12 protein-coding genes and 1 pseudogene are annotated in these 13,513 nt (G+C 71.4%); 10 read left to right on the top strand and 3 right to left on the bottom strand.

Annotation, left to right across the window (positions count from 1 at the left end):
* The first annotated feature begins 83 nt into the window (after positions 1-83).
* From AB0L45_RS25215 to AB0L45_RS25180, 8 genes are all read left to right on the top strand, one after another.
* Entirely contained in the window at positions 84-1,328 is a 1,245-nt protein-coding gene (locus AB0L45_RS25215; RefSeq protein ID WP_365843568.1) for an amidohydrolase family protein, read from the top strand.
* A 110-nt stretch (positions 1,329-1,438) separates the two neighbouring features.
* Positions 1,439-2,254 (top strand): alpha/beta hydrolase, encoded by an 816-nt coding sequence (locus tag AB0L45_RS25210; RefSeq protein ID WP_365843566.1) that lies wholly within the window; start codon positions 1,439-1,441, stop codon positions 2,252-2,254.
* 7 nt (positions 2,255-2,261) lie between these two features.
* Positions 2,262-2,645, top strand: coding sequence for a DUF393 domain-containing protein (locus AB0L45_RS25205; RefSeq protein ID WP_365843564.1), 384 nt, complete (start codon positions 2,262-2,264; stop codon positions 2,643-2,645).
* A 150-nt stretch (positions 2,646-2,795) separates the two neighbouring features.
* Positions 2,796-3,737 carry a TIGR03619 family F420-dependent LLM class oxidoreductase gene (locus AB0L45_RS25200; protein ID WP_365843631.1) on the top strand — a complete coding sequence of 314 codons (942 nt, stop codon included), beginning with the start codon at positions 2,796-2,798 and terminating at the stop codon, positions 3,735-3,737.
* Between the two features lie 134 nt (positions 3,738-3,871).
* Positions 3,872-5,008, top strand: a complete 1,137-nt coding sequence (locus AB0L45_RS25195; RefSeq protein WP_365843562.1) for an LLM class flavin-dependent oxidoreductase — start codon at positions 3,872-3,874, stop codon at positions 5,006-5,008.
* Positions 5,009-5,028: 20 nt separating this feature from the next.
* Positions 5,029-6,759: a D-aminoacylase gene (locus AB0L45_RS25190; protein ID WP_365843560.1), complete on the top strand. Its 1,731-nt coding sequence runs from the start codon at positions 5,029-5,031 to the stop codon at positions 6,757-6,759.
* Complete coding sequence (locus AB0L45_RS25185; protein WP_365843558.1) at positions 6,756-8,261, top strand: aldehyde dehydrogenase family protein; 1,506 nt, start codon at positions 6,756-6,758, stop codon at positions 8,259-8,261. Before AB0L45_RS25190 ends, AB0L45_RS25185 begins: the two co-directional genes overlap by 4 nt.
* A gap of 247 nt (positions 8,262-8,508) precedes the next feature.
* Complete coding sequence (locus tag AB0L45_RS25180; RefSeq protein ID WP_365843556.1) at positions 8,509-10,098, top strand: APC family permease; 1,590 nt, start codon at positions 8,509-8,511, stop codon at positions 10,096-10,098.
* Between the two features lie 65 nt (positions 10,099-10,163).
* On the opposite strand, the pseudogene AB0L45_RS25175 reads toward AB0L45_RS25180, so the two are convergent.
* From AB0L45_RS25175 to AB0L45_RS25165, 3 genes and pseudogenes are all read right to left on the bottom strand, one after another.
* Positions 10,164-11,144: pseudogene (locus AB0L45_RS25175) on the bottom strand (hypothetical protein); the annotation flags it as partial.
* 124 nt (positions 11,145-11,268) lie between these two features.
* Positions 11,269-11,733 (bottom strand): hypothetical protein, encoded by a 465-nt coding sequence (locus AB0L45_RS25170; RefSeq protein WP_365843554.1) that lies wholly within the window; start codon positions 11,731-11,733, stop codon positions 11,269-11,271.
* The gene (locus AB0L45_RS25165) at positions 11,730-12,170 is read right to left on the bottom strand and encodes an ATP-binding protein (protein WP_365843552.1); all 441 of its coding nucleotides are present in this window, start codon (positions 12,168-12,170) and stop codon (positions 11,730-11,732) included. Before AB0L45_RS25165 ends, AB0L45_RS25170 begins: the two co-directional genes overlap by 4 nt.
* Positions 12,171-12,409: 239 nt before the next feature.
* Here AB0L45_RS25165 and AB0L45_RS25160 point away from each other — a divergent pair, with 239 nt between their 5' ends.
* Together AB0L45_RS25160 and AB0L45_RS25155 are read left to right on the top strand one after the other, a co-directional pair.
* On the top strand, positions 12,410-13,273 hold the full coding sequence (locus AB0L45_RS25160; RefSeq protein WP_365843550.1) for a helix-turn-helix transcriptional regulator: 864 nt from the start codon (positions 12,410-12,412) through the stop codon (positions 13,271-13,273).
* Entirely contained in the window at positions 13,270-13,491 is a 222-nt protein-coding gene (locus AB0L45_RS25155) for a DUF397 domain-containing protein (protein ID WP_365843548.1), read from the top strand. The genes AB0L45_RS25160 and AB0L45_RS25155 overlap by 4 nt, the downstream gene beginning before the upstream one ends.
* The last annotated feature ends 22 nt before the right edge of the window (positions 13,492-13,513 follow it).

Here is a 13,513-nt window from a genome sequence, read left to right as displayed (position 1 = left end):
CGCGGAAACCGGTGTCATCTGCATGCATTCCCTCGCGTCACAGCTTTGCTGACGGGCCGTCAGTTCGGCGCTACCGTAAAAACATGGAGAGTTTTCCGAAGATAATCTCGGTGGACGACCACACGGTGGAGCCACCCCATGTCTGGCGGGACCGTCTCCCCATGAAATATCAGGACATCGGCCCCCGAATCGTCCGGGCACCCCTGGCGGAGATGACGTTCGTCGGCGGCAGATTCGCGCCGAAGATGGGCCGGCCGGGGGACGCGGGACCGCTCGCCGACTGGTGGGTCTACGAGGACCTGCACCGCCCGCTGACCCGCCTGGACACCGCCGTCGGCTGCGCCCGCGACGACATCAGGCTGGAGGGCATCACCTACGAGCAGATGCGCCCCGGCTCCTTCAGCGTCCCGGAGCGGCTGGCCGACATGGACCTCAACCACGTCCAGTCGGCCCTGTGTTTCCCCACGTTCCCGCGCTTCTGCGGCCAGACCTTCACCGAGGCGAAGGACCGCGAACTGGGGCTGCTGGGCGTGCGCGCGTACAACGACTGGATGGTGGAGGAGTGGTGCGGTCCGGAGGCGCGCGGACGCCTCATACCGCTCGGCCTCATCCCGTTGTGGGACGCGGAACTGGCCGCACAGGAGGTGCGCCGCAACGCGGAACGCGGCGTACGGGCGGTCTGCTTCAGCGAGATTCCGCCACATCTGGGCCTGCCCAGCGTGCACACCGGCGACTGGGATCCCTTCCTGCGCGCCTGTGAGGAGACCTCGACCGTCATCGCCATGCACATCGGCTCCTCCAGCAGGATGCCGTCCACCTCCGCCGACGCGCCGCCCGCCGTCGGCTCCACGATCACCTTCGCCAACTGCTGCTTCTCGATGGTCGACTGGCTGATGAGCGGGGCGTTCGACCGCTTCCCCGGCCTGAAGATCATGTACGCGGAGGGGCAGATCGGGTGGATCCCGTACATCCTGGAACGCGCGGACGTGGTCTGGCAGGAGAACCGCGGCTGGGGCGGCGTCGCCGACAAGGTCCTGCGGCCGCCGTCCGAACTCTTCGCCGGCCATGTGTACGGCTGCTTCTTCGACGACGCCTTCGGGCTGCGCAACCTGGACGCGATCGGCGTCGGCAACGTCCTGTACGAGACGGACTACCCGCACTCCGACTCCACCTGGCCGCGCTCCCGGGAGGTCGGCGAGGCACAGATGGGACACCTGGCGCCCGACGTGGTCGAGCGGATCGTCCGCGGCAACGCCATCGAACTGCTCGGGCTGACGCCGGAGGGGCTGTGGGCCGGGGCGGGGGCCGGAGCGGGAGCGGGGGTGTAGCGCCGGCGCGCGCCCGCGCGGCATGACGCCGTTCGTGCACCCGGAACCTCCGGAAACCTCCCCGTACGGCAGCCGAGCGGTCACGATGGGAGGTCTGGGAGGTGACACACATGACGACGTTCGTGCTGGTGTCGGGCGGGTACACCGGAGGATGGATCTGGCGGGAGGTGGCGGACCACCTGCGCGCGGCGGGACACCGGGCGCAACCGGTGACCCTGACCGGGATGGGGGACCGCCGCCACCTGTCAGGCCCGGGCACCGACCTGAACACCCACATCGAGGACGTGGTGCAGGTCCTGGACCACGAGGGCGCGGGGGAGGAGGGCGAGGCCGGGGAGACGGTGCTCGTCGCCCACTGCTACGGCGCCTACCCGGCGCTGGGCGCCGCCGACCGCGACCCGGACCGCCTGGCGCGCCTGGTGTTCGTGGACGCGGGCCTGCCCCGGGACGGCGCCGCCGTCCTCGACGCGCTGCCCGACCCGGCCGTACGGGACCGGCTGCGGCGCCGTGCCCAGGAACACGGCGACGGCTGGCGGCTGCCGCCCCCAGCCTTCGAGGAGACCGACATCTGGGGCAGCCTGGACGGCATCTCGGCGGAGGACCGGGACCGGCTGGCCCGCCTCGCCGCGCCGCAGCCGCTGCCCACCCTCACCCAGCCGATCCGGCTGACCGGCGCCACGGCCGCGCTGCCCGCCACGGGCATCTTCTGCACGAAGAACGTCACCAGCACCGCGGCCCTCCGCGCCCTGGTGGCGTCCGGCGATCCGCTCTTCGCGGACTTCGCCGACCCCCGGTACGGCTTCTTCGACCTCGACACCGGGCACTGGCCCATGCTGTCGTGCCCCGGCGAGCTGGCCGACCTGCTGCTGCGGGCGGCGGCGGGCGAGGGGGAGCGCCTCGGCCCGTCCGATCACGCCCCGGCATGATGGGGGCATGAGGACACGACCCGTACTCGTCTACGACGGAGACTGCGGCTTCTGCACCACCTCCGTGCGGTTCGCCGAACGCCGCATCCGCCCCCGCTGCACCGTCACGGCCTGGCAGTTCACCGACCTGGAGGCGCTCGGCGTCACCCAGGAGCGGGCCGAGCACGAGGTCCTGTGGATCACCCCGGCCGGGACGGTGCACGGCGGCGCGCAGGCGGTCGCCAAGCTGCTGATGAGCGCGCGGGGCGCCTGGGCGGTCCCGGGCGCGCTGCTGACCCTGCCGCCGTTCCGCCAGGCCGCGCACGCCGTGTACCGGCTGGTGGCCGACAACCGGCACCGGATGCCCGGCGGCACGGCGGCCTGCTCGCTGCCGTCCCACCTCCGGCCCTGACGCCCGCACCCCCGCAGCCCTTGCCTGACGGCCCGTCAGGCCGGACCATGACGCGAGGCCGTCGAGGACGGGCCGCCGGCCGGGAGCGCGGGGGTGGACGTGGACAGCGGCACGGAGCACGGCACACCGGACAGCGGCACCGGCGTACGGATCCTCCCCGAGGGGCGGCTGTCCTACGGCATCCAGCTCCCCGTGCAGTCCCGGAGCACCCTCTACGCGGAGCCGTGGGAGGCCGCGGCCGGGCCCGCCGATCTCGTCGAGACCGCCCGGGCCGCCGACCGCCACGGCTTCGCCTACATCGCCTGCTGCGAGCACATCGGCATCCCGCGACGCCTGGCCGCCGCCATGGGCACGGTCTGGTACGACCCGGTCGCCACCCTCGCCCACCTGGCGGCGGTCACCACCCGCGTACGGCTGCTCAGCCACATCGCCCTGGTCGGCCTCAGACACCCGCTGCTCAGCGCCAAGCAGTACGCGACGCTCGACCACCTCTCGGGCGGGCGGCTGGTCCTCGGGGTCGGCGCCGGGCACGTACGGGAGGAGTTCGACGCCCTCGGCGTGGATTTCACGCGGCGCGGTGCCCTGCTGGACGAGGCGGTCGACGCGCTGAAGGCGGCCCTGGGGCCGCGGGAGTTCCCCTCCTACCGCGGCGAAGAGGTCGCCTTCGAGGGGCTGGGGCAGTCGCCGCGCCCCGTACAGCGGCCGCGCCCGCCGCTCTGGGTGGGCGGTTCGTCGCCCGCCGCCGTCCGCAGGGCGGCCCTACGGGGGGACGGCTGGCTGCCGCAGGGCGGCCGCCGCGACCAGCTCCCGGCGCTCCTCGCCGAGCTGCGCCGGCTGCGCGAGGAGGCCGGCATCCGGACGCCCGCCGAGACCGGCGCCGTCACCGAACCGCTGTACGTCGGCGAGCCCGCGTGGGACGTCGGGCGGCGCACCCTCGCCGGGGCGCCCGAGCGGCTGGCGGAGTCGCTGCGCGCGTACCGGGCGATGGGGGTGGACCAGATCCAGGTCCGGTTCCGCAGCCGGAGCCGTACGGAGCTGACCGACCAGCTGGCGGCGTTCGCCGACGGCGTGGCCCCGCACCTCGACGGCTGAGCCGTTCCTGTCACCGGCCGCTCGCCTGACGGCTCGTCAGGTATTGACGCCCCGCGTACCCGGTGCGAGAGTCGGTGCCGATCTGACGAGGCGTCAGGTAGCGCGCCAGGGCGGACGAGGGACGGTGAACCTCCGTGGAATTCGGGCTGTTCGTACAGGGATATGTGCCCGCCGCGCGGACGGCGGTCGACCCCGAGGCAGAGCACCACGCACTGATGGAGGAGACCGAGTACGTCATCCAGGCCGACCGGTCCGGATTCAAGTACGCGTGGGCCTCCGAGCACCACTTCCTGGAGGAGTACTCCCACCTCTCCGCCAACGACGTCTACCTGGGCTACCTCGCCCACGCCACCGAGCGCATCCACCTCGGCTCCGGCATCTTCAACCCGCTCGCCCCGGTCAACCACCCGGTCAAGGTCGCCGAGAAGGCCGCCATGCTCGACCACCTCTCCGGGGGCCGCTTCGAGTTCGGCACCGGGCGCGGCGCGGGCAGCCACGAGATCCTGGGGTTCATGCCGGGCGTGACCGACATGAACCACACCAAGGAGCTGTGGGAAGAGACCATCGCCGAGTTCCCGAAGATGTGGCTCCAGGACGAGTACCAGGGCTTCCAGGGCAAGCACTGGCAGCTGCCGCCCCGCAAGGTGCTGCCCAAGCCGTACGGGACCGCGCACCCGCCGATGTGGTACGCCGCCGGCTCACCGTCCTCGTACGCGATGGCCGGGCGCAAGGGCCTGGGCGTGCTGGGCTTCAGCGTGCAGAAGGTCGCCGACATGGAGTGGGTCGTCGAGTCGTACAAGACGGCCGTGAAGGAGGCCGAGCCGGTCGGCGCGTACGTCAACGACAACGTCATGGTGACCTCCACCGCCATCTGCGCCGAGACCCACCAGAAAGCCGTGGAGATCGCGGTCGGCGGCGGGCTCAACTACCTCCAGTCGCTGCTGTTCCGCTACCACGACACCTTCCCGCGCCCCGAGGGCATCCCCGAGTGGCCCGAGCTGCTGCCCGCGTACACCGAGGAGATCATCGAGCTGCTGATCGCCGAGGAACTGATGATCTGCGGCGACCCCGACGAGGTCTTCCGGCAGTGCAAGCGCTGGGAACAGGCCGGCGCCGACCAGCTCTCCTTCGGCCTGCCGATCGGCGTCTCGCCCGAGGACACCCTCACCACCATCCGCCTCATCGGCGAACACGTGATCCCGAAGATCGACACGGACCCGGTGCACCGGACGGCCCGCTTCCGGCAGGGCGCCGCCGGGCCGGACGCCTGACCGGAAGGGGCCACCCGGGGATGTACGACCACCTGATCAAGGGCGCCACGGTCGCCGACGGCACCGGCGCCCCCGCGTACGAGACCGACGTCGCCGTCCACCAGGGCCGGATCGCCGCCATCGGCCGGGGCACCGGCCCCGCCAGGACCACCGAGGACGCCCACGGCCTCGTCCTCGCGCCCGGCTTCGTCGACCCGCACACCCACTACGACGCCCAGCTCTTCTGGGATCCCTACGCGACCCCCTCCCTGCACCACGGCGTCACCACCGTCGCCGGCGGCAACTGCGGCTTCACCCTCGCCCCGCTCAACCCGGACCGCCCCGGCGACGCCGATTACACCCGGCGCATGATGAGCCGGGTCGAAGGCATGTCGCTGGCGGCGCTGGAGCAGGGCGCGCCGTGGAACTGGTCCACCTTCGGCGAATACCTCGACGCCCTGGAGGGCCGGACCGCCGTCAACGCGGGCTTCATGGCCGGCCACTGCGCACTGCGCCGCCACGTCATGGGCCCGGACGCCATCGGCGGGCAGCCCACCGACGCGCAGCTGGCGGCCATGGTCCGGCTCCTCCACGACGCCATGGACGCGGGCGCCTGGGGCCTGTCCACCACCCAGTCCTCGACCCACGCCGACGGCGACGGGCAACCGGTCGCCTCCCGGCACGCCCGCCCCGCCGAACTCCTCGCGCTCTCCCGCGCGGTCGCCGAGCACGAAGGCACCCAGCTGGAGGCGATCGTCGCCGGCTGCCTCGACCAGTTCGCGGACGAGGAGATCGACCTGCTCGTGCAGATGTCGGCCGCCGCCGGACGCCCGCTGAACTGGAACGTGCTGACCATCGACAGCGCCGTACCGGAACGCGTGCCCCGCCAGCTGGAGGCGAGCGAGCGCGCCCGGAAGGCGGGCGGCCGGATCGTCGCCCTCACCATGCCGATCCTCACCCCCATGAACATGTCCCTGCGCACCTTCTGCGCCCTCAACCTCATCCCCGGCTGGGGCGACGTCCTCGCCCTGCCCGTACCGGAGCGCGTCGCCCGGCTGCGCGACCCGGCCGTACGGGAGGAACTGCTGCGGCACGCGGCGAGCAAGGAGGCGGGCGTCTTCCGGCGCCTGACCGACTTCGCCCGGTACGTCATCGGCGACACGTACTCCGCCGCCAACGCGGGCCTGTCCGGCCGGGTGGTCGGTGACATCGCCGCCGAGCGCGGCCAGGACCCCTTCCCCTGCCTGGTCGACATCTGCGCCGCGGACGACCTGCGCACCGTCCTGTGGCCGATGCCCACCGACAACGACCCGGCCAGCTGGGAACTGCGGCAGCGCACCTGGCAGCACGAGGACGTCATGCTGGGCGGCTCCGACGCGGGCGCCCACCTGGACCGCATGTGCGGCGCCCCGTACACCACCCGCTTCCTCGGCGACTGCCTGCGCGGCCGGAAGCTGGTCGGGCTGGAGCAGGCCGTACGGATGCTGACCGACGACCCGGCCCGGCTCTTCGGACTGCGCGACCGCGGCCGGATCGCCGTCGGCCACCACGCCGACCTCGTCCTGTTCGACCCGGAGCGGATCGACGCGGGCCCGGCCCGGCTGGTGCACGACCTGCCCGGGCAGAGTCCGCGGCTGGACTCGGAGGCGGCCGGGATCGTGAGCGTACGGGTCAACGGCGTCGAGACGGTCCGGGACGGCGCGGTGACCGGGGCGGTGCCGGGGACGGTGCTGCGGTCGGGGCGGGACACCGAGACGGTGCGGACGCGGTGAGCGCGGCCCCTGGTACGTCTTCGCCCTCGTTCGAGCCCCGCCCCGAGCGGCTGCTGATCGGCGGCGAGTGGAGCGCACCCGACCACGGGCACTACGAGGTGACCGACCCGGCGACGGAGGGGACCGTCGGGCTGGCGGCGGAGGCGAGCCGCGACCAGGTGTACGAGGCGGCGCGCGCGGCGCGCGAGGCGTTCGGGCCCTGGTCGCGCACGGCGCCCGAGACCCGCGCACGGGTCCTGGACCGCGCCGCCGGCATCCTGGCGCGCAACCTGGACCCGTACACCCGGCTCGCCCGGGCGGAGACCGGGGCGACCACCGGCACGGCACGCGCGATGCAGGTGGGCGTCGCCGTCGCGCGCCTCAAGCGGTACGCGCGCGGAGCCCTGGAACCCGTCGAGACGGCCCTGCCCCCGCAGATCAACGAAGCGGGACCGTTCGGCAAGGCCACCGTCCTCGGCGCGCTCGCAGTGCGCCGCCCCGTCGGCGTCGTCACCTGCATCACCTCCTACAACAACCCCTGGGCCAACCCGGCCGGCAAGATCGCCCCCGCCCTGGCCATGGGCAACACCGTCGTGATCAAACCCGCGCCACAGGACCCGCTCTCCGTCCACCGCCTGACCGAGGCACTCCAGCAAGCCCTGGACGAGGCCGGGGCACCCCCGGGCGTCGTCAACCTCGTCACCGGCGAGGACCCGGCGGTCGGCGCGGCCGCGGTCGACTCCCCGGACGTGGACATGGTCAGCTTCACCGGTTCCACGGCCGTCGGGCAGCGCATCGCCGAAGTGTGCGGACGCGGCATGAAACGCCAGCTCATGGAGTTGGGCGGCAAGGGCGCCGCGCTGGTCTTCGACGACGCCGACCTGGCCGCGGCGGTCGCCGGCATCGGCACCACGTACTCCTTCTACAGCGGCCAGATCTGCACGGCGCCGACGCGCGTGCTCGCGCAGCGCGGCATCCACGACCAGCTGGTGGAGAAGCTGGCCGGGTACGCGGCGCGGCTGAGGATCGGCGACCCTGCCGACCCGGACACGGTCGTCGGCCCGGTCATCTCCGCCGCGCACCGCGACCGCGTCGAGTCGTACATCGAACTGGCCCGCAAGGAGGGCGCCCACCTGGTCACCGGCGGCGACCGCCCACCCCGCCCACGCGGCTTCTACGTATCCCCCACCCTCTTCACCGACTGCACCCCCACCATGCGGGTGGTCCGCGAAGAGATCTTCGGCCCGGTGATCGCCGTCCTCCCCTTCACCGACGAGGAAGAGGCCGTGGCCCTGGCCAACGACACCGATTACGGCCTGCTGGACTACGTGTGGTCCGGGGACGTGGCGCGCGCGTTCCGGGTGGCGGGGCGGCTGCGCGCGGGTGGGGTCGGGGTCAACACGGTCGGCCGGAACATGGAGGCCCCGTTCGGCGGCTTCAAACGGAGCGGGGTGGGGCGCGACGTCGGCTCGTACGCGCTGCACGCGTACAGCGAGACGCAGGCGGTGGTGTGGCCGGGGTGAGTCCGGTGCGGGACGGTGCGGGACGGCGCGGGAAAATTTTGAAACGGGGCAAAACGGATGGGGCTGCGGTTCCCGCAGTCCGGAACTCGACCGTACGGCCTTCAAGTTACCGCCCGTAACGCGCGATTGGCCTTACAAACCTCACCCAGTAAACGTTTCGCACCTCACGAAGCGAGGAATTCGGCACCGCTCGGGGGTGGATCTTCAGCCCCACGATGCGGAAACAGCAGCCCTTAACGTCCTGTTCATGGTTCAGGTAGACCCCCGGCCCCAGGCCGGAGACATGGTGACGAGGGCCGGTGACACGGCTGGTGACACGGCCGGCGGCGGCACCGGCGGAACCCGCGGCAAGGGCCTGAGCGGCAACTCCGTCGGCCTGCTCGGCAGCGCCGTGATCGGCGTCTCGACCGTCGCCCCGGTCTACTGCCTGACCTCGACACTCGGCCCCACCGTCGGCGAGGTCGGCCTCCAGATGCCGGCCGTCTTCCTCGCGGGCTTCCTGCCGATGCTGCTGGTCGCCTTCGCCTACCGCGAGCTGAACAAGGCCGTCCCGGACTGCGGCACCTCCTTCACCTGGTCGGTGAAGGCGTTCGGCCCGCGCATCGGCTGGATGTGCGGCTGGGGCCTGGTGATCGCCACCATCATCGTCCTCTCCAACCTGGCGGGCGTCGCCACCTCCTTCTTCTACCTCCTGCTCGGCGAACTCACCGGCAGCGACGCGATCGCCGCCCTGGACGGCAACAAGGTGGCGCACGTCCTGACGTGCCTGGCCTTCATCGCCCTCGCCACGGCCGTCAGCTACCGCGGCATGACCGCCACCAAGGGAGTCCAGTACGCCCTGGTCGGCCTCCAGCTGGCCGTCCTGGCCGCTTTCGTGATCATGGCTTTTGTCGCGTCGGGGTCCGGCAGCCTCCCCACCTCCCTCCACTTCTCCCTCACCTGGCTGAACCCCTTCGCCGTCCAGTCCTTCTCCGCCTTCACCGCCGGCCTGTCCCTCTCGATCTTCATGTTCTGGGGCTGGGACGCCTGCCTGACCGTCAACGAGGAAACCGCCGGCAGCGACCGCACCCCCGGCCGCGCCGCCCTCCTCGCCATGCTGGTCCTCATCGGCTCGTACCTGCTCACCGCCGTCGCCGCCCAGATGTTCGCCGGCATCGGCACGAAGGGCTCCGGCCTCGGCAACCCCGACACCGCCGACAACGTCTTCGCCGCCCTCGCCCACCCCGTGATGGGCCCGGTCCTCGGCGTCCTCCTCTTCGTCGCGGTCCTCGCCTCCGCCGCCGCCAGCCTCCAGACCACCTTCATCCCGGTGGCCCGCACGGTCCTGGCGATGAGCGCCTACGAGGCCCTGCCCCCGTCCTTCGCCCGCATCCACCCACGCTTCCGCTCCCCGGGCCGCGCCACCGTCGCCGCGGGCATCGCCACCGGCGTCTTCTACGCCGGCATGACCTTCCTCTCCCAGCACGTCCTCGTCGACACCATCTACGCCCTCGGCCTCATGATCTGCTTCTACTACGCGATCACGGCCTTCGCCTGCACCTGGTACTTCCGCCGCGAACTGCGCCACTCAGCCCGCGACCTGCTCTTCAAGGGCGTCTTCCCGACTGCCGGCGGCGCGCTCCTGTCCGCCGTCTTCTGCAAAACCCTCATCGACATGTGGAACCCGGCCTACGGCTCCGGCAGCTCCGTCTTCGGCATCGGCTCGGTCTTCATCATCGGCGTGGGCCTGTTGCTGCTGGGCTTCATCCTGATGCTGATCATGCAGCGACGCAGCCCGGCATTCTTCCGGGGCGAAGTCCTGGGGCGGGGGACGCCGGTGTTGGTGGTGGAGGAGTAGGGGGACCTGCTCCGATCCCCACGTGACGTGTCTCTGGAACGGCAAGGGCGAGGCCTCGGCCGGGCTCAGGATTTCGCCGCCGCTATGTCCCGGACGCGTGCGCTCAGGTCACGTACCGCTCTGACGTGGCGGTGGGGGCGAATACGGCTGCGGAGGGCGGCGACGTGCAGGTGGCCGAGTTCGAACTGGCGCTGCGCGAGGAGGGCGTGGGAGTGGACGCGGCCCTGGCGTTCCTGGCGGGGCTGGGCTTTCAGGGAGCTGTGCAGGGCCTTGACCGAACCGGGCAGGTCCTGGAACTCGTACAGCACGTGCGAGACGTGGAAGAGGTACGCCGGCCGGTCGTAACCGCCGATCGACTCGCGGCGGGAGTCCGCCCTGGAGAGGGCGGTCTCCGCCTCTCGGAGCCGGGTGATCGCCGTATGCCGGTCACCGGTCATCGAGGCCGCGTGTGCCTGCTGGCCGCGGAGGAACGCCACGAGGCGTGGTCCGGCCGCGGGGGCGGCGGTCGCCGCCGAGTCGGCCAGCTCCAGGGCCTTGGCGCCGTAGCCGAGGCTGGACGCCTGGAGGGACATGCCGCGCAGCGTGCGGCAGTACGTCAGGTGGTCGTCGGCCTCGCCCGCCAAGTGCAGGGCTTTGACGTAGTAGCGCTGCCCGAGACCGTGCGCTCGCTCGTACATCGCCATCCAGCCGGTGAGGTACGTCAGATCCGCGGCGGCGGACAGCAGGTCCCGGTGCACCTGTTCCGGCGCGGGCGCCGTCAGCCACGGTCCTACCGTGTTCACCAGGAACGCCGCCGCCATCGGCCGTGCGTGGCCGCCCCCGTACTCGTCGAGAATGTCCGCCACCCGGTCGGTCACCGCCCGCACCGTCGCCACCTGTGCCGGGCCGGCACGGCCGGTCCGGCCCGGCCTCGCCGCCGCCTCGGCCCGCCCGGAGAGCTCCGAGAAGAGCGGCACGGCCAGCGCGGCGGAGTAGAGACCGGCCTGGAGGACGCCCCTGCGGGACGGGTCCATGTCGTCGCGGCTCAAGTCCGCCATGATCAACTCCCGGCGGTTTCCGGGGGGTTCGTCATCCCGTCGGCTGTCCACGGTACGCGCGCAGGTGACGTACCGGGCCGGACTCCGGCCCCAGCTCACTCCCGTACGGGCCGCTTGTCTGTGTGTGAGCAGGTCAGGCGTGGTACGTCGTGCCCCAGCGCATGGACCTGCGCAGGTAGCCGCGTCGTACGTGCGCGTCGGTTTCGTGCTGGTCGGCCCCGGCCGGCAGAGGGTCGAACAGGGCCAGGACGCGTACGGGGGTGCCGGTACTCACCATGCGAGCCCATGAGGGCGCGGCGGGCAGGCAGAGGCGGTACGAGTCGTCGCCGTAGTCGAGCCATGGCAGACCGCGCCATATCCGGACGCGATGGCCGATCAGGGGTGGGTTTTCGGCGACCGGCCCGAGGCGGAGGGAGGTGGCGAGCGATTCCATACCGGTTCGGATGTGTTCGTCGCTCTCGTGCGGGAGCCGGGGCGGTAGATGCGAGACGAGGAGCTGGGCGACGCTGTGCGTCGGGGTGTGGTGCAGGCCGGTCGCGAGCCGGAGACCGGCGACGAACCCGGGGCCGGGAGGCGCTGTGACGCCGGGCGTGGTCACACTGTCACCTCCGCCCACACGGATTTACCGAAAGGGATGTCGTCGACGCCCCAGTTGCCGGGGCACAGAGCGTCGAGGACCAGCAGGCCGCGCCCACGGGTGCGCACTCCGGATTCGGGCCTGGTGCGGGGGCGGCGGCGTACGGGGTCGTGCACCTCGACGCGCGTACGGTCGCCGTCGGCGTCGAGCACGAGGCGCAGGGAGTCGCCCGGTTCGGTGCCGTAGCGGATGGAGTTGGTGACCAGCTCAGAGGTCACGAGGGTGACCCGGTCAACGTGGTCTTCGGAGGCCCCCGGTACGTGGCAGGCGATGTACTCACGTACGAACTGCCGCGCGAGGCAAGCTGATTGCGGGGATCCGGCCAGGGTCAATACGGCTGAAGGGGCGATAACGGTGATGCCGCAGGCGGGTTGGTGATCCCGCCGTAGTTCGATCATGCAAGTCCCCTAACGGGAGCGCACTATGGAGCACGAGCCAGTCGAGAGTGCGCCGATGGCTCGATCGCGGTTCGTCGCACAGAGTGCTCCCGGTTCGCCACGCTCGGCAATAGCTGGCATGGGTGAATGCAAAATTGCACTCTTATGTGGGAGGGGATGTCGCGTGCGCAGCGCGTTGATGACAGGCGATGACGGAGCACGGCAGACTGTCGGGCATACACCGACCGGAGGGGGAAAATGTGAGCGCACCCACCGTGCGCCGTCGGCGCCTCGGTGCGAAACTGCGCACCTTGCGGGGTGACCTCACGCTCGACCAGCTCGCCGAGAAGTCCAGCGGCCGGTTCGTCGCCTCGAAGGTCTCCCGGATCGAGACGGCCAAAACAGCGGCCAAGGCCAAGGACGTGGAGGCCCTGCTCGACCTGTACGCCGAGGCCGGCCGCGAAGTGAGCGAGGAGCTCCGGGCCGCGCTGTTGACGCTCACGAAAGAGGGCGGTCAACGGGGCTGGTGGCACTCGTACCGGGGCGTACTGACGCCGGTCTACGAGGATTTGATCAGCCTGGAAGCCGAGGCGGAAGCGGTGTCGTCGTGGCAGTTGGGTGCCATTCCCGGCCTGCTGCACACAGCTGAGTACGCCCGCGAGATCATCGGCGCGACGGCGATGTCCGAAGCGGTTGAGGCGCGCGTCGATGCGCTGGTCGAGGTTCGACTCGCACGACAGGCGGTACTCACCAGGGAGGACCCCCTCGCCTTGTGGGCCATCATCGGCGAGGGCGCCCTACGCTCCAGCTCCGAGGGTGAGGGCGTCATGCACGAGCAGCTTGGTCGGTTGCTGACCATCGGAAAGCGACCGAACGTGAACGTGCAGGTGCTGCCCTCGGACGCCCCGTTGCACGTGGGGCAGCTGGGCAGCTTCACGATCCTTGGTTTCGGACCGCATATCGACCTCGATGTCGTGCATTCCGAGGGGCTGACCTCGGCCCTGTACATCGAGGAAGCCGACAAGGTCGCGGCTCACCGGGACGCCTGGCAACGGCTCACATCTGCCGCGCTCTCGGTCGAGGCGTCGGCGGAACTGATCACAAAGATAAGGAAGAACACATGAGCCACGTTGACGACGCCTCCGCACTCCGCGTGAGCTGGCGGAAATCCTCGTACAGCGATACGGGAGCCCAGTGCGTCGAGTGCGCCATCGTCGACGCCGGGACGGTGGCCGTACGGGACAGCAAGAACCCGAACGGGCCGGCGTTGCTGCTCGACCGCGAGCAGCTGTCCGCGTTCGTTTCCGCCGTGGCCGGGGGCCGGTTCGGCGGTCTCGGGTAGGGAGCCAGGTATGAGCGGCGGC

Source organism: Streptomyces sp. NPDC052496 (assembly GCF_040679095.1).
Classification (GTDB): Bacteria; Actinomycetota; Actinomycetes; order Streptomycetales; family Streptomycetaceae; genus Streptomyces.
The sequence above is the reverse complement of the archived record's forward strand: the minus strand, read 5'-3'. Positions and strand labels throughout refer to the sequence as shown.